At 58.7% G+C, this 15343-nt stretch carries 19 protein-coding genes; 9 read left to right on the top strand and 10 right to left on the bottom strand.

The window, feature by feature from the left end; translation table 11 throughout:
* The 5 genes from ccmE to ccmA form a co-directional block, all read right to left on the bottom strand.
* Positions 1-456 carry a cytochrome c maturation protein CcmE gene (gene ccmE, locus K0H48_RS15310; RefSeq protein ID WP_017136197.1) on the bottom strand — a complete coding sequence of 152 codons (456 nt, stop codon included), beginning with the start codon at positions 454-456 and terminating at the stop codon, positions 1-3.
* Positions 453-629 carry a heme exporter protein CcmD gene (gene ccmD, locus K0H48_RS15305; protein ID WP_159955052.1) on the bottom strand — a complete coding sequence of 59 codons (177 nt, stop codon included), beginning with the start codon at positions 627-629 and terminating at the stop codon, positions 453-455. The genes ccmE and ccmD overlap by 4 nt, the downstream gene beginning before the upstream one ends.
* Positions 626-1381: a heme ABC transporter permease gene (locus tag K0H48_RS15300; protein ID WP_219268109.1), complete on the bottom strand. Its 756-nt coding sequence runs from the start codon at positions 1379-1381 to the stop codon at positions 626-628. Before K0H48_RS15300 ends, ccmD begins: the two co-directional genes overlap by 4 nt.
* 85 nt (positions 1382-1466) lie before the next feature.
* Complete coding sequence (gene ccmB, locus K0H48_RS15295; RefSeq protein ID WP_014717701.1) at positions 1467-2135, bottom strand: heme exporter protein CcmB; 669 nt, start codon at positions 2133-2135, stop codon at positions 1467-1469.
* Positions 2132-2767: a cytochrome c biogenesis heme-transporting ATPase CcmA gene (ccmA, locus tag K0H48_RS15290; protein WP_138451781.1), complete on the bottom strand. Its 636-nt coding sequence runs from the start codon at positions 2765-2767 to the stop codon at positions 2132-2134. The genes ccmB and ccmA overlap by 4 nt, the downstream gene beginning before the upstream one ends.
* A gap of 200 nt (positions 2768-2967) precedes the next feature.
* Between ccmA and K0H48_RS15285 the strand changes: the two genes are divergently transcribed.
* A complete protein-coding gene (locus K0H48_RS15285; RefSeq protein ID WP_219268108.1) occupies positions 2968-4545 on the top strand; it encodes a flagellar hook-length control protein FliK in 1578 nt (525 codons plus the stop codon).
* Positions 4542-4871: an EscU/YscU/HrcU family type III secretion system export apparatus switch protein gene (locus tag K0H48_RS15280; RefSeq protein WP_056857152.1), complete on the top strand. Its 330-nt coding sequence runs from the start codon at positions 4542-4544 to the stop codon at positions 4869-4871. The genes K0H48_RS15285 and K0H48_RS15280 overlap by 4 nt, the downstream gene beginning before the upstream one ends.
* 129 nt (positions 4872-5000) lie before the next feature.
* On the opposite strand, the gene glp is transcribed toward K0H48_RS15280, so the two are convergent.
* Both glp and moaB read right to left on the bottom strand, forming a co-directional pair.
* Positions 5001-6188 (bottom strand): gephyrin-like molybdotransferase Glp, encoded by a 1188-nt coding sequence (gene glp, locus K0H48_RS15275; protein WP_219268107.1) that lies wholly within the window; start codon positions 6186-6188, stop codon positions 5001-5003.
* Positions 6189-6210: 22 nt separating this feature from the next.
* Positions 6211-6750 carry a molybdenum cofactor biosynthesis protein B gene (gene moaB / locus K0H48_RS15270; protein ID WP_138816073.1) on the bottom strand — a complete coding sequence of 180 codons (540 nt, stop codon included), beginning with the start codon at positions 6748-6750 and terminating at the stop codon, positions 6211-6213.
* Between the two features lie 76 nt (positions 6751-6826).
* On the opposite strand from moaB, the gene mobA reads away from it, so the two are divergent.
* Positions 6827-7429, top strand: a complete 603-nt coding sequence (gene mobA / locus K0H48_RS15265) for a molybdenum cofactor guanylyltransferase MobA (protein ID WP_219268106.1) — start codon at positions 6827-6829, stop codon at positions 7427-7429.
* Between the two features lie 79 nt (positions 7430-7508).
* The gene (locus tag K0H48_RS15260; protein ID WP_017136187.1) at positions 7509-7730 is read left to right on the top strand and encodes a YgdI/YgdR family lipoprotein; all 222 of its coding nucleotides are present in this window, start codon (positions 7509-7511) and stop codon (positions 7728-7730) included.
* A 56-nt stretch (positions 7731-7786) separates the two neighbouring features.
* Here the strand turns inward: K0H48_RS15260 and K0H48_RS15255 are convergent, their stop codons facing one another.
* The 3 genes from K0H48_RS15255 to K0H48_RS15245 form a co-directional block, all read right to left on the bottom strand.
* Positions 7787-8677, bottom strand: a complete 891-nt coding sequence (locus K0H48_RS15255; RefSeq protein ID WP_219268105.1) for a pseudouridine synthase — start codon at positions 8675-8677, stop codon at positions 7787-7789.
* Between the two features lie 71 nt (positions 8678-8748).
* Positions 8749-9084 carry a hypothetical protein gene (locus K0H48_RS15250; protein WP_003189932.1) on the bottom strand — a complete coding sequence of 112 codons (336 nt, stop codon included), beginning with the start codon at positions 9082-9084 and terminating at the stop codon, positions 8749-8751.
* A 118-nt stretch (positions 9085-9202) separates the two neighbouring features.
* Positions 9203-10114 carry a LysR family transcriptional regulator gene (locus tag K0H48_RS15245; RefSeq protein ID WP_058422857.1) on the bottom strand — a complete coding sequence of 304 codons (912 nt, stop codon included), beginning with the start codon at positions 10112-10114 and terminating at the stop codon, positions 9203-9205.
* Positions 10115-10305: 191 nt separating this feature from the next.
* On the opposite strand from K0H48_RS15245, the gene K0H48_RS15240 reads away from it, so the two are divergent.
* Genes K0H48_RS15240 through lysA form a run of 5 tightly spaced genes read left to right on the top strand, consistent with a single transcriptional unit; the run spans position 10306 to position 15333 of the window.
* Positions 10306-11289 (top strand): aldo/keto reductase, encoded by a 984-nt coding sequence (locus tag K0H48_RS15240; RefSeq protein WP_219268104.1) that lies wholly within the window; start codon positions 10306-10308, stop codon positions 11287-11289.
* Positions 11290-11339: 50 nt separating this feature from the next.
* On the top strand, positions 11340-12503 hold the full coding sequence (locus K0H48_RS15235; protein WP_219268103.1) for an argininosuccinate synthase domain-containing protein: 1164 nt from the start codon (positions 11340-11342) through the stop codon (positions 12501-12503).
* Positions 12504-12558: 55 nt separating this feature from the next.
* Entirely contained in the window at positions 12559-13323 is a 765-nt protein-coding gene (locus K0H48_RS15230; protein WP_219268102.1) for a hypothetical protein, read from the top strand.
* A 1-nt stretch (position 13324) separates the two neighbouring features.
* The gene (gene cysC / locus K0H48_RS15225) at positions 13325-13987 is read left to right on the top strand and encodes an adenylyl-sulfate kinase (protein ID WP_219268101.1); all 663 of its coding nucleotides are present in this window, start codon (positions 13325-13327) and stop codon (positions 13985-13987) included.
* Positions 13988-14010: 23 nt separating this feature from the next.
* Complete coding sequence (gene lysA / locus K0H48_RS15220) at positions 14011-15333, top strand: diaminopimelate decarboxylase (protein WP_219268100.1); 1323 nt, start codon at positions 14011-14013, stop codon at positions 15331-15333.
* Positions 15334-15343 lie beyond the last annotated feature (10 nt).

Below are 15343 nucleotides of genomic sequence, written 5' to 3'. Positions count from 1 at the left end.
TTAGCCCTCCTTGGCAGGTGCTGGGGCCGATTGGCCGCTGTCTTTCAACGCCTTGGTCACTTCCGGCGGCATGTATTTCTCATCGTGCTTGGCCAGCACTTCATCGGCCACCACCACGCCGTCGGCGTTGAGTTTGCCAAGGGCGACGATGCCCTGGCCTTCGCGGAACAGGTCCGGGAGGATGCCGCGATAGGTGATGGTCACGGCTTTGTTGAAGTCGGTGACCACAAAGGTCACGTCGAGGGAATCACCGGAACGCTTCAAGGAGCCCTTCTCGACCATGCCGCCAGCGCGGATGCGCGTGTCGACAGGCGCTTCGCCATTGGCGATCTGGGTCGGGGTGTAGAACAGGTTGATGTTCTGCTGCAAGGCGCTCAGGGCCAGGGTCACGGCAATGCCGACGCCGGCCATGATGGCAAGGATGATCAACAGACGCTTTCTACGCAGCGGATTCACTTATCGGTCTCCCGGCGCAAACGACGCGCCTCTTGTTGCAGGTAACGCTTGCGGGCCAGGATCGGCGCGGCGACGTTGAGGGCCAGCACCGCCAGGCAGATGCCATAGGCCGTCCAGACATACAGGCCGTGATGGCCCATGGCGAGAAATTCACTGAACGAGTTAAAGCTCATGCGCGGGCTCCCAGGCTGTTTTGCACTTCGGCCTTGACCCAGCTGGTGCGGGCTTCACGCTTGAGCACTTCGAGGCGCATGCGCATCAGCAATACGGCGCCAAAGAAGCAGTAGAACCCCAGCACCATCAGCAGCAGCGGCGCCCACATTTCCACGGGCATCGCCGGTTTTTCGGTGAGAGTAAAGGTGGCGCCCTGGTGCAGGGTGTTCCACCACTCCACCGAGTACTTGATGATCGGGATGTTGATCACGCCGACGATGGCCAGCACCGCGCAGGCCTTGGCCGCGCTGTCGCGGTTGCTGATCGCGTTGCCCAGGGCGATGAGGCCGAAGTACAGGAACAGCAGGATCAGCATGGAAGTGAGCCGCGCGTCCCACACCCACCATGAACCCCAGGTCGGTTTGCCCCAGATCGCGCCGGTGACCAGCGCCACGGCGGTCATCCATGCGCCGATGGGCGCGGCGCATTGCAGGGCTACGTCGGCCAGTTTCATCTTCCACACCAGGCCGACGATGCCGCACACGGCCAGCATCACATAGCAGGATTGGGCCAGCATGGCGGCGGGCACGTGGATATAGATGATGCGAAAGCTGTTGCCTTGCTGGTAGTCCGGCGGCGCGAAGGCCAGGCCCCAGACCAGGCCGATGCCGATCAGCAAAATGGCGGCGACGCTCAACCACGGCAGCAGCTTGCCGCTGATGCCGTAAAACCATTTGGGCGAGCCGAGCTTGTGAAACCAGGTCCAGTTCATTGCTGTTTCCATCACGGTGGCTGTGCGTCATTGCGCAAAGCTCAGGGTCTTTACTGGCCAAGACATAACTCTTGGCCAGACCTCATTATTCGCCGACGCTGATCTTCAGGCCAGCCGCTATAGCAAAGGGTGTCAGGGTTACCGCCAGGGCGGTCAGGCTGCCAAGCCACAGGAGGTAACCGGTCGCCGGCATGCCCATGAGCGCGGCCTGCAAGGCACCGCTGCCCAGGATCAACACCGGGATGTACAAAGGCAGAATCAGCAGGGCCAGCAACAGGCCGCCCCGCTTCAAACCGACGGTCAACGCTGCGCCCACCGCCCCCAACAGGCTGAGCACCGGCGTACCGAGTAACAAGGACAGGAGCAACACCGGCAGGCACTCAACGGGCAAGCCGAGCATCATCGCCAGCAGCGGCGAGAGCAATACTAGCGCCAAGCCGGAAAAAACCCAGTGTGCCAGCACCTTGGCCAGTACCAGAAGTGGCAAGGGGTGCGACGAAAGGACCCACTGTTCGAGGGAGCCGTCTTCGAAATCACTGCGAAACAGCCCGTCCAGCGAGAGCAAGACCGATAAAAGCGCCGCTACCCACACCAATCCTGGGGACAAGGTTTGCAACAGTTTAGTCTCGGGGCCGACTGCCAGCGGGAACAGCGCGATGACGATGGCGAAAAATACCAAAGGGTTGGCCAATTCGGCCGGGCGACGGCACAACAGGCGGGCTTCACGGGCAACTAACAGCGCAAAGACGCTCATGCCGACCACCGCCCTAAATCCAGGTCGCGGTAACCGGCGGGCCTGCGCGCCAGCGTGTGGTGAGTGGTGAGCAGCACCAAGCCACCCTGTTCACAGTGCTGGGCCAAGTGTTCTTCGAGCTGGGCGACGCCCTGCTTGTCGAGCGCGGTGAAGGGTTCGTCGAGAATCCACAGCGGCGGGCCAGGCAGATACAAGCGTGCCAGTGCCACGCGGCGCTGCTGGCCGGCGGACAAGGTATGGCAGGGAACGTCTTCGAAGCCTTTGAGGCCGACCGCGGCGAGTGCCTGCCAGATGGCATCGCGGGGCGCCGGATGATGCAGGGCGCTGAGCCAGCTGAGGTTTTCTTCCGGCGTGAGCACGTCCTTGATGCCGGCGGCGTGGCCGATCCAGATCAGGTTGCGCGCAAGCTCGGTGCGTTGTTCGTTGAGGGGCTTGCCGTTGAGTCGAACCTCACCGGCCGTCGGCTGCATCAAACCGGCCAGCAGGCGCAGCAAACTGGTCTTGCCGCTGCCGTTGGGGCCGCTGATCTGCACCATGTCGCCGCCCGCCAGCCGCAGTTCGAGATGCTCGAACAGCAGGCGCAGGTCGCGTTCACAGGCAAGCGCTACGGCTTCTAGAAGAGGGCTGGTCAAAAGATCGCGGGCCTTTACGGTTCAAGTCGGCGGTGCAGCGGCCGTTATAGAGAAATGCACAATAACGGCTTTGGCGACCGATTTTAGAGAGCTGGATCAAATAGTTGTGAGGTTTTTACCGCTCTCTTTGCAGACGGGCGGCATTATACATGTGATGCCCTACTCTAAAGAGGGCAATTTCCCCAGAGACGACGCGCACGATGACCGGTGAGATCAACCTTCCTACGCTGCCGCCAGCACCGACGCCCGGGCCTGCCCCGCTGCCGCCGACCGGCGAGTTGTTGAAACTGCTGGAGCCGCAGACCGGCCTGATCGACCCTGGGAAAACCGTCAACGCCGAGGTGATTGCGCTTAAACAAGGCGGCGATGCGTTTCAGCTGTTGCTCAAGTTGACCCTCGAAGGCGGCCGCCAGACCTTGGTACAGGCCAGCAGTGCCCAGCCGTTGCCGCTGGGCAGCAACGTGGCCGTCAGCCAGACGCCGACCGGTAACCTGACCATCAGCTTGCAACAAGCCTTGAGCGCCAATGTGGCCGCCCTGACCCGCATCGACACCACGCAAATACCGGTGGGCACGCTGTTGCAGGCCAAGGTGCTGACCACCCAGATGCTGCCGCAAGGCACCGCGCAACCGGCGATCTATCGCTCGCTGGTCAGCGTACTCAATAACGCCCTGGCCGGCACCACGCTGAGCCTGGAAAGCCCGCAGCCGCTGCGGGTCGGCAGCTTGCTCAGCGCCGTAGTGCAGAATGCGCAAAGCCTGAATTTCGTGCCATTGAGCGGGTTCAAGGATCAGTTGGCCGTGACGCAACAACTGTCGACCCAGCAAAGCCGCCAAGGCTCGCTGGATGTGCTGTTCACCGCGCTGCAAAGCCTGCCCGCCGACGACACCACCTCCAGCGACCTGCGCGCCGCCGCCGCGCGCTTGCTCAACGCCCTGCCCGACCTGGCGCAAGTCAGCAACCCCAAGGTGCTGGCGCAGTTGGTACAGAGTAGCGGCGTGTTTCTTGAGGCCAAATTGCTCGCAGGGCAAGACCCGCAAATTCCGCCTCTGGACATGAAGGGCGCCCTGCTGCGCCTGGTTGCCGATCTATTGCCGGCCCTGCCCGCCGCGACGAATCTGAATGCCATCCTCGCCGCCAATACGCTGGCCCAGGTACTGCCCAATTTCGTCCGCAACCCGCTCAGCACCCTCGGCCAGATCGGCGCACGGCAAGCCCCGGCAGGGTTTCCGCTGCCGGACCGGCTGATGGCCAAGCTGGCAGGCGAAGGCGACCTGGAAAACCTGCTGCGCCTGGCCGCCGGGGCTATTTCCCGGCTGCAAAGCCACCAGCTATCGAGCCTGGAGCAAACCGGCACCACCGCCGATGGCCGGCTGCAAACCACCTGGCAGCTGGAAATCCCCATGCGCACCTTGCAGGACATTGTGCCGTTGCAGGTCAAGTTCCAGCGTGAAGAACCGTCGCCGGACAAGGACCAACCGGAGCGCAAGGACAAGAAAGACCCCAAGCAAATGCTCTGGCGCGTCGAGCTGGCCTTCGACATGGAGCCGCTGGGGCCGTTGCAGGTGCAGGCGCAACTGACTCAGGGCAAATTGTCCAGCCAACTGTGGGCCTCGCGCCCGTTTACGGCCAGCCTGATTGAAAGCCACTTGGGCAGCTTGCGCGAGCGTCTGGTGACTTCGGGTATCAATGTCGGCGACCTGGACTGCCACCTCGGCACGCCGCCACGCGGGCCACGAACCGGATTGGAGCAACGCTGGGTGGATGAAACCGCATGAAAAACTCCCTTCCGCCACGCCAGGCGATTGCCCTCAAGTACGACGGCCAGCAAGCGCCGACCCTGACGGCCAAAGGCGACGATGCCTTGGCCGAAGCCATTTTGAAGTTGGCGCGGGAAAATGAAGTGCCGATCTATGAGAATGCCGAACTGGTGAAACTGCTGGCGCGCATGGAATTGGGCGACAGCATCCCCGAGGAGCTGTACCGCACGGTGGCCGAGATTATTGCGTTCGCGTGGACGCTCAAGGGTAAATTCCCGGTGGGCTATGACCCGAATGCCGAGCCGGTGGAGCGGGATGTGACTGAGCGTGGGGATGATTACTGAGTGTTATCAGATGTACACAAATCAAATGTGGGAGCGGGCTTGCTCGCGAAGGCGGTGTGTCAGTCACACCTGGGTTGACTGACACACCGCCTTCGCGAGCAAGCCCGCTCCCACACTTTTGAAAGGTGTCTAGTTCAGGACTTCACTCAAGGGAATGAAATTGACGCGGTCGCCAATCTCGAGTGTCGTGCCCTCCAACACCTCCACAAACCCTTCGGCCCACGCCGCGCTGCGCAGCACGCCGGAGCTCTGGTTGCGGTAGATAATCGCCCGGCCCTGCTCGATACGACCACGCAGGTACTCGCGACGGTTACCCGGCCGGGGCCATACAAACCCCACCGGCACTTCAAACCGCAGCGGCGCCACATCTTGCACGCCCTGGCGGCGCAGCAGATAAGGCCGGGCCAGCAGTGCAAAGGTCACCAGGGTCGACGCCGGGTTGCCGGGCAGGCCGATCACCGGCACACCGCGAAAGTGCCCGAAGGTCAACGGTTTGCCTGGCTTGATCGCAAGTTTCCACAGGGCCAGTTCGCCCTCTTCGCGCAGGGCGATGCCGAGGAAGTCCGCCTCGCCTACCGAGACACCGCCGGTGGACAGGATCAGGTCGACACTGCCCAGGCTGGTCAGGCGTGTGCGGGTCTTTTCCAGGTCATCCGGAAGAATCCCGGCATCGATCACTTCACACCCCATGCGCACAAGCCAACTGCACAACACACGCCGGTTGCTGTTGTAGATCTGCCCCGGCCCCAGCGGCAGGCCGGGTTCGATGAGTTCGTCACCGGTGGACAGCACGGCCACGCGCACGCGGCGCACCACACTTAAACAGGCATGCCCGAGGGAGGCTGCCAGGCCCAGCTCTATCGGGCCCAGGCGGGTGCCGGCGTTTAACACCAACTCGCCGACCGTGGTTTCCTGGCCCTGGGGGCGGATGTTTTGGCCGGCCCGCAAACGCTCGGTGAAGCTCACGCGGTCGTCGGCGTGGACCACGGCGTTTTCCTGCATCTCCACGCAATCGGCGCCTTCGGGCACGGGCGCGCCGGTAAAGATGCGCGCGCAGGTGCCAGCCGCCAGTGGCTGCGGTGCCTGGCCGGCGAAGATGCGCTGGCTGACGGGCAGCGGCTCGCCGGTCCAGTCCGACAGCTGCAAGGCGTAGCCGTCCATGGCGCTGTTGGGCCAAGGCGGCAGGTCGAGGGTGGAGACCAAATCTTGCGCCAATACGCGGCCATCACACTCGGCCAAGGGCTGCACGTCGTGCTCGCGAATCGGTGTTGCTTCAGCCATGTCCAGTAGTTGCTGCAGCGCTTGTTCCACCGGCATCAGTGCACCGGACTTGCCAGGCTTACCCACGTGATTCGCAGGGTTCGGCCTGCTTCAGGTGCGGCACAAAGTTGCACGGGCGGTGACGGTTATCCAGCTGCTCGGCGAGGATCCCGTCCCAACCGGTGCGCACGGCATTAGTCGAGCCCGGCAGGCAGCACACCAGTGTGCCGTTGGCCAAGCCGGCCAGCGCGCGTGATTGCACGGTGGAGGTGCCGATATCGGCCACGGAGATCTGGCGGAACAGTTCGCCAAAACCATCGACGAGCTTGTCTAGCAGGCAGCTGACGGCTTCGGGCGTGCTGTCGCGCCCGGTGAAGCCGGTGCCGCCAGTGATCAGCACCACTTGCACCACGTCTTCGGCGATCCAGTGGGCGACCTGGGCGCGGATTTTGTACAGGTCGTCCTTGAGCAGCACACGCTCGGCCAGGTTGTGACCGGCGGCGGTCAGGCGATCGACGAAGACCTGGCCGGAGGTGTCGGTGTCCAGGGTGCGGGTGTCGCTGACGGTCAGCACAGCGATATTGAGGGGTACGAAGGGCGCATCAGCCTTGGCTTTCATGGCTTGGTCCGGTTGTCGAATGAACAGCCCGATGTTATATCACAGGCCCCTATTTGCCTGCCGCAGCGGAACCACTATGTCGCTTGATTCTTTGCCCCTGCCCTGTTCGATCCTGCTGCTGGCCGGTGGCCGTGGCCAACGTATGGGCGGCCAGGACAAAGGCCTGCTGCCCTGGCACGGCCAACCGCTGGTTGCACATTTGCAGCGCCTGACGCGCCCTCTGACCGATGACCTGATCATCTCGTGCAACCGCAACCATGAGCAGTACGCGCCGTATGCCGACCAGTTGGTGAGCGACGATAGCCCGGACTTCCCCGGCCCGCTGGCGGGCATCCGCGCGGGCCTGGCCGCCGCGCACCATGCGCATTTGCTGATACTGCCGTGTGACGTCCCCAACATCGATGTAGGACTGTTGGGCGATTTGTGTGAGGCGGCACGCCGCAACCCGCAGCTGCCGGTGATGGTTCGCCATGGTGAATTCTGGGAACCCTTGATCTGCATCATCCCCACCCACCTCAAAACCCAGGTAGAACAGGCATGGGACGCCGGTGAGCGCAGCCCGCGCAAGATCTTCCTGCAGTTGGGCGGTGTGGGCCTGGAATGCCAAGCTGGCGACCCACGCCTGGCCAACCTGAATACACCCGAGCTGTTGCACCCTGGGTCCGGCGTGTCAGAATGAACCTCGCACAAGGAACTTTGTCGACGCCATGCGCGTCACAAGGTCAGCAATTTAAAAGAATTCTCTTGGAGACAAACTCATGACTCAACGGACCATCGCCGCTCTCATGCTTGCACTGGGCCTCGCCACTCTTGCCGGTTGCGCTTCGCCTACAGTGATCACCCTGAATGACGGTCGCGAAATCCAGGCCGTCGACACCCCTAAATACGACAAGGCTTCGGGCTTCTACGAGTTCGAACAACTTGACGGCAAGCAGACCCGCATCAACAAGGATCAGGTTCGCACCGTTAAAGACCTGTAAGTCTTAAGCGCTTGCCCACAAGGCCCGCCATGTGCGGGCCTTGTCGTTTCTGGCGGTTACCAGTCGAGGGTGATGCGGCTGCGAAAATCGCGTTGTTCGCCGGTCACCGGGTCGATAAAACGCACGCCCTGGGCCAGCAGTTTGAGCGGGTTGGCGTAGTCGTCCTCTACATCCTTGAGCACGTCGGGGTAGAACGGGTCGTTGCAGATACTCGCCCCCAGTGCGGTCATGTGTACACGCAACTGGTGTTTCTTGCCGGTCACGGGGAACAGGCCATAGCGCCACAGATCGCCATTTTTCTCTCGCACTTCAACCGCCGTTTCGGTGTTGCTGGCGCCCGGCCCTTCCTGCATGCGAAAGAACGGCTCGCCATCGACCAGGCGGCTTTTATGCACCAACGGGAAGGTCAGACTGGGCAAGGCCGGGGCAATGGCTTCGTAGAATTTATCGATGCGCCGCGTGGGGAACAGCTGCTGATACGCCGACCGGGTTTGCGGGTTGGCCGAGAACAGCACCAGCCCCGCCGTGTGCCGATCAATACGATGCAAAGGCACCAGCGCGGGGTTGTCCAGGCGACGAATCAAGCGGCGCAACAGGGTTTGTTCGACGTATTCGCCGGCCGGGGTCACCGGCAGAAAGTGCGGTTTGTCGGCCACCACCAAGTGCTCATCGGCGTACAGGATGGTTTCCTGCGCCGGGATCACCTTCTCATTCGGCACTTCGCGGAAATAATAAATGCACAGGCCTTCCTTGTAGGCGAGGTCCAGGCTGATTGGCTGGCCATTGATGTCCAAGACGCGGCCACGGGCGATGCGGTCCAGCCACTGCTCGCGGCCAATCGCCGGGAAGTGCTCGCACAGGCAATCGAGCACCGTCGCCCAGGGGCCGGGCGGCAGGTACAAGGTGCTGGCTTGATGCTGGGACGCAGAGAAACCGGATGTGGACATGCAATGCTCGAAACCTGAATAAACCGGCTGGCATTATCCCGCATGGAGCACGATTGAGCCTAGGGCGGATCTCAGGCCTTGGCCAATTGCGCCCGCAGTACCGGCGAAGCACTGGCCGCCTCGGTGAACTCCTTGAGCCAACGCAACACATCCACCGCTTCCCAGCGGCCAGGATCATAAAGCGCGTACAACAAGCCCTGATAACCCACCACATCCAGCTGCTTGTGGTAACCGGCGCGCTGGAACAACGCCTCGATTTCAGCAAAGCAGGTATTGAAATGCACTTTGTTAAACGGCGTCTTGCCTTCCGTGACCAGGCCGTCGAGGCGCAGCTCGTTCACCGCGTCGCGCACGACGTCGGCGGACATGCGATTGACGCTGCTTTTCAGTTGTTCAACATTCACCACGGGCGTTCCCTCTATTCAATCGCTGTACAAACATACAGTAACCCAATATTTGGAAACTCGCCATCGCGAAAACGCGCCTGCGCGATCAAGCTCGTCAGAGCACACCCGGCGAGCCTGCTCAGAGGTTCTGCAACTGAGCACTGATGCGCTGACAATTGCTGCGCAGCACCTCCACAAAGTGAACGACGTTGGACGATTCCGGACGGTGCAGCGGCCGCACAACACTCACACAGTAAGAAATCGAATGGGAAAAACGCCGGATCTGCAAACCTCTGCCCACATAGTCCAGGGCGGTGAGTGGGTTGACGATTGCAACGCCGACACCCAGGTTTACGGTCGCGCACACAGCACTGGCGCTATGCGTTTCCACCACCAGCCGTCTTTCAATGCCCGCCTGGTGAAAGATCGCGTCGGTTTTGATCCTGTAGGGGTCATCCGCCGCCAGGTAAACAAAATTTTGCCCATTGAAATCCTCTGGTGTGAGGACCGCTTTTGCATTGAGCACGTGGTGAGACGGCAAGACACACACCACATCAAGGTTTAACAAGGTTTCGCTGTAGGTTCCAGGTGGCGTCTCAAGGGTCTCGGTGAGCCCCAAATGATAACGCTGAGCCGTCAGCGACTCTTCCAGCGCGGGAGACTCCTGCGGCGTGACATTAATGCTGACACCCGGGAATTTATTACAAAAATCCTGGCACACCTGCGGCAGCAAGGCATTCGAAAACGCCGGCTGGCAGGTTAGCGAAATTTGCCCCTGGCGAAAGTGCCGGATCGCCTCAGCAGCGTTCTTGACGCGCGCCAGGCCCACATAGCTGCGCTGAACTTCATCGAAAAGCATCAGGCCATGTTCAGTGGGAACCAGTTTTGCGCCTGCGCGTTTGAACAGCGTCAACTGAGTCAAGGTTTCAAAGCGACTGAGCTCGCGACTGATCGTCGGCTGCGAAGTATGCAGGAGCGCTGCGGCAGCGGTTGCGCTGCCGGTGGTCATGACCGCCCAGAACACTTCCACGTGGCGAAAACTGAAATTCATGGGCAACCCTCACGCTGAATTGAATGACGCAGAGCATATCAGAAATGAATAGATGGCCATCATTTTGATATTTTTCCTTTATTTTTTCGCCATGCATACTTTCCACGTACCCAACGCGTCAGTGATCAGGGTGATCACTGACAGGTGTGCGCGTACCGCCCTGAACACAATAACTAGAGAGCGAGTGGGCAATGGAATACCGGCGATTTGGACGACTGGAATGGAACGTTTCTGAAGTTGGATATGGAATGTGGGGCGTCGCGGGTGGTGAAGGCGGTTGGACCGGTTCTTCGGATATCAGCGGCATGGCAGCACTGGACCATGCGATCAATTCAGGCTGCAACTTTTTCGATACAGCCTGGATTTATGGGCGCGGGCACAGCGAAAAAATGCTCGGTGAAGTACTGCGAAACCATCCAGGTAAAACCTTATACGTTGCGACTAAAGTCCCGCCGAAAAATCGAGAGTGGCCCTCTCGTCGAGGCGACCGCTTAGAGCAGGTTTTTCCGCCGGAGCATATTAAAGAGTATGTCGAAAAAAGTTTGCAGTGCCTGCAGTTAAGCTCGCTTGATTTGTTGCAGTTTCATGTATGGGAAGATGAGTGGGCCAAGGATGAGTCGTGGATGCGGGTGGTGGATGACCTCAAACGTGAAGGCTTGATTCGCGGGATTGGGATCAGCGTCAATCGCTGGGAACCGGACAACGTCGTTGAAACCCTGAAAACCGGCATGATCGACGCGGTACAAGTCATCTACAACATTTTCGATCAGGCACCTGAAGATCTGTTAATGCCGGTATGCCGTGACCTCGACATTGCCGTCATCGCCAGGGTGCCTTTTGACGAAGGTTCATTGACGGGCAGTTTAACGCTCGACTCAAGTTGGCCGGCCGGTGATTGGAGAAACAGCTATTTCGTGCCGGAGAATCTGGCCGCAACGGTTGCACGGGTCGAGTCGTTGAAACAGGCGTTGCCCGCGGATGCAGACCTGGCAGAAATCGCGTTGAGGTTCATTTTGTCTAACGACACCCTGGCGACCACCATTCCCGGCATGCGTTCTATCGCACATGTGGAAGCCAACCTGGCATGTTCGCAGAAGGGCAAGTTGGACGACGCATTAAAAAAACAACTTAGACACCACCGGTGGGATCGTGAACCGACGCAGTGGTCGCAATAACATCTGTGCAGCGCACTATTGATAACACCACCTCTATAAAGGACTGCAGCGTGAACTTCTCGGACTTGAAAGGTAAGAAAGTAGGTATTTGTGCGTCTGGCGGTCTGGTCAGCTTATTCATTGCACAACGCTTGAAAGAAGAAGACGCCGACATTGAACAATTTATTGTCGATATCGGCCAACCCGGTAACGAAGCGCATGCGTTTTGTGCAGACAACATTGAGTTGATGCACGCGGTCAATGTCATTGACCTGAAGGAAGATATTGCCCTTACCTTTCTCCAGGCGGTACGTGCCCAGGCGCAGTATGACGGCGGCTACTGGAACACCACGGGGATCGCCAGAGCGGTAACGGTCAAGGGCCTGGTGGATGCATTGCGGTCGAGAAAGTGCAGTGTATTGGCACACGGCGCTGTGCATGGCGGCAACGATGAGTTCCGCTTCAATTACTACTTGAAAATGTTTGCTCCGGAAATCACGCCCTTCTCCCCATGGGAAGACGCCAGCACCTCCAACCGCTTTCAAACCCGCACGGACATGGGCGATTTCGTCGCCGACGCCGACGAAACCATGATGCGCAATAAAGCCAAGCATTCGGTTGATGCCAATGTGGGCGGTGTCTCACATGAAAACCGCGAAGTGGAGGTGCTCTCAAACTCGCCCGACATGATCACCCCTATCATGGGCGTAAAGGTCATGGACGCGCCTGACGTGCCAGAGAAGTGCAGCATCACCTTCAAACAGGGTATCCCCGTTGAGATTAATGGTCAGGCCGTGAGCCATTACCAAGCGATCGCTGAAGCCAACACCATTGCCGGGCGCAACGGCGTGGTCTTGAAAAACGTGCTGGAAAATAGAATGAATGGCACCAAAGGCCGGGGTTTATACGAATCGCCGGGCCTGGACATGCTGGGTATCGCCGCCAAACACCTACTGCAAGCGACTGTCGATAAGGATTCCTGGGAAGTCCTGCGATTTTTATCGCCCTTTATTGCGCGTCAATCTTATGCCGGTCGTTTATATGATCCGGCCACCCAAGCCGCATTGGCCAATGTGGCGACCTTGACTGAAAGCGCAAACGGCACCGTCGATATGATCGCGTATAAAGGCAACTACATGGTCGACCGTGTTCGAGAGTATTCCAAGTCGCGCTTCACCGCCCAGCAGTTCCGTTTTGCACATGGCGGACAAAAGTGGATTACCGAGTCCGTTTAAGACCTCGGGCTGACCGTTCCGGCAGCGTGCACGTATTCTCGAACCAAGGTGACCTATGCAACACAGACTCATTGTCATGTGGGCCCCTCCACGCTCGCTATCCACGGCGTTTGTACGTGTCATCGCTGCCCGTGGTGATTTCACCGTTGTGCATGAGCCTCTCTGCGACCTGTCGGCGTGTGGTGAATATAAACACCCGCAACAAGAAAACTCATCGCCACCCTTGAACAGCCCCACGGCGCTATTCGATTACATACAGACGCTGCGATCTCACAGTGCGGTATTTATCAAGGACACCTGTGAGTTTGACTACCGTCATCTACTGGCAGGTACGCCGTATTTACGTGAGGCGCAGCACGTCTTTATGTTACGCAACCCGGAAAAGGTCATTAATTCGCACTATCACGTTAACCCCCAGCTCACCTGTAATGAAGTCGGGTATCAAAACCTGGCTCAACTTTATGATTCAGTGAAGGCTGAGTCGATACACGCCCCCTTGTTTGTTGATGCGGACGACCTGCTCGATAATCCAGACGCTGCGATATCGCAGTTCTGCAGTGAGGCCAACTTGCAGCATTTACCCACCGCCTTGCAGTGGGAGAGTGGGCACCTGGATGTGTGGGAGAGAACCCGGCATTGGCATCTGGATGCTGCCAACAGCACACGTATCGCGCCTATCGAAAGGCAATACAGCACGCGTGTCGACAACCACCCAATGCTCAATGAGTTCTACCTGGAAAACATGCCGTATTACCAATACCTGAAACATCAAAGGGAGACTGTGAAGAACAACACTTCGTCCCTCGCGGGTGACTGCTGATATGTCTACAACTGATGTGTCTTCTGACCTGACATGGCAATTGTTTCCGGTGGAGCAATCGATGCGCACCGCTAGATTGAAACAACAACCCTGTGTGCTTTGGTTCACCGGTTTGAGTGGCGCCGGCAAGAGTACCGTTGCGGGTTTAGTTGAGTCGTTATTATTCCAGAAAGGCTACCTGACTTACGTATTGGATGGCGACAACGTGCGCCACGGGCTCTGTCGCGACCTGGACTTCACCCCTCAAGGGCGAAGTGAAAATATTCGTCGCGTGGGCGAGGTCAGCAAACTGCTGGTGGACGCCGGTTTAATCGTGATAACAGCCTTCATATCTCCTTTTCGACAGGACCGTGCACGGGTACGCCAGTTGATGGGCGATGCGCATTACGTAGAAATCTTTATCAATGCCTCTTTCGATGTTTGTGAAGCCCGTGATCCGAAAGGGCTCTACAAGAAGGCCAGGAAAAATCAGGTTGCCGCGTTTACCGGGATAAATTCCCCCTACGAACCACCGCTGTGCCCAGAACTCATTATCAACACTGACACCGAAACCGCTATTGCCTGCGCTGAGAAGATCGTCAAACACCTGTACAGCACGGGCCGACTTTTACTGGAATCAACCGATGATGCCCTCCGCCGCGAGCCTGTCTGTGCGCTGAGTTGAAGTCATCCAATCGAGGTAGCAAGATGGACCATTTTAATTTTATCGACGGTCATTTACATGTGGAGCAGGTTGATGTGCGTGCCATTGTGGAACAGCACGGCAGCCCTGTTTATATCTATTCAGCCCAGACGCTGAAGAACCACTACGCCGTACTAAAAAGTGCATTTTCTGCCTTGTCACCCTTGATTTGTTTCTCGGTTAAAAGTTGCAGCAACCTCAGCGTCCTCAAGCTGTTGGTCGATCAAGGATCTGGCCTCGATGTGGTGAGTGGCGGTGAGCTCTACCGGGCACTGATGGCAGGCGTGACGGCAGACAAGATAGTGTTCGCAGGTGTCGGCAAGTCTCATGAAGAAATCAGCTATGCCGTTGATGCAGGCGTATTCCTTTTTAATGTGGAGTCCGAAGCCGAATTGCTGCGCCTGGATGCGATTGCATCGGCAGCCGGCAAGCGTGTAAAGGTGGCCATTCGTATCAATCCGGATGTGGCCGATGCGGGTACCCATGAAAAAACGGCAACCGGCGGTCGTCAGACAAAGTTTGGCATACCGATTGAACGCGCCTATGAACTGTTTACACCCGCGCGTTACAGCAGCGTAGATGTCGTTGGCATACACGTTCATCTTGGTTCACCGATTCCATCGGCCAGCACCTACTTGTCTGCCATCGACAAGATTGAGGAAATGGTCAACCGGCTTGCGGCCGCTGACTGCACGATTGAGTTCATTAATATTGGCGGCGGGTTTCCTGCGCAATACGGCACCGAAAGCAACCCCGTGTGTTCACTCACTGAAACGGGTGCGCTTATTTGCGAGCGCCTTCAAGAGCTGAAACGCCGTGGCCTGCACTTCATCATTGAGCCAGGTCGTTCGATCAGCGCGAACGCAGGCGTTTTACTCACCACCATCGAGTACACCAAACAAGGCTGGGATCGCAAGATAGCCATTGTGGATGCGGGTATGAACGTCCTGCTGCGCCCCACTTTGTATGGTGCGAATCACGTTATTTGGCCAACCCGTTTTGGCGACTTTTCTGGCCACTGGACGGCGTTAACCGAGCATGTCCGTGAAGCAGGTGCCGCGCCTCTTGAAGCGATAGATATTGTCGGCCCCATCTGTGAAACCGGCGATCACTTTGCATTGAGTCGCCCCTTGCCCGTGCTGGAAGACGGTGACTTATTGGCGATTTTCTCATGTGGCGCTTATGGGATGAGCATGGCCAGCCAATACAACTCGCGTGGGCGCCCTGCAGAAGTGCTGGTTGATGGGGCGCACGCCAGGTTGATACGGCGTCGTGAGTCCCACGATGATTTAGTCGCGCATGAACGTTGTGGCCTAGAGAACATTTAAGGCTGCCCCA

The organism is Pseudomonas sp. Xaverov 259, assembly GCF_019352915.1.
In the GTDB taxonomy this organism is placed as follows: Bacteria; Pseudomonadota; Gammaproteobacteria; order Pseudomonadales; family Pseudomonadaceae; genus Aquipseudomonas.
This window is presented reverse-complemented; position numbering and strand designations above follow the sequence as displayed.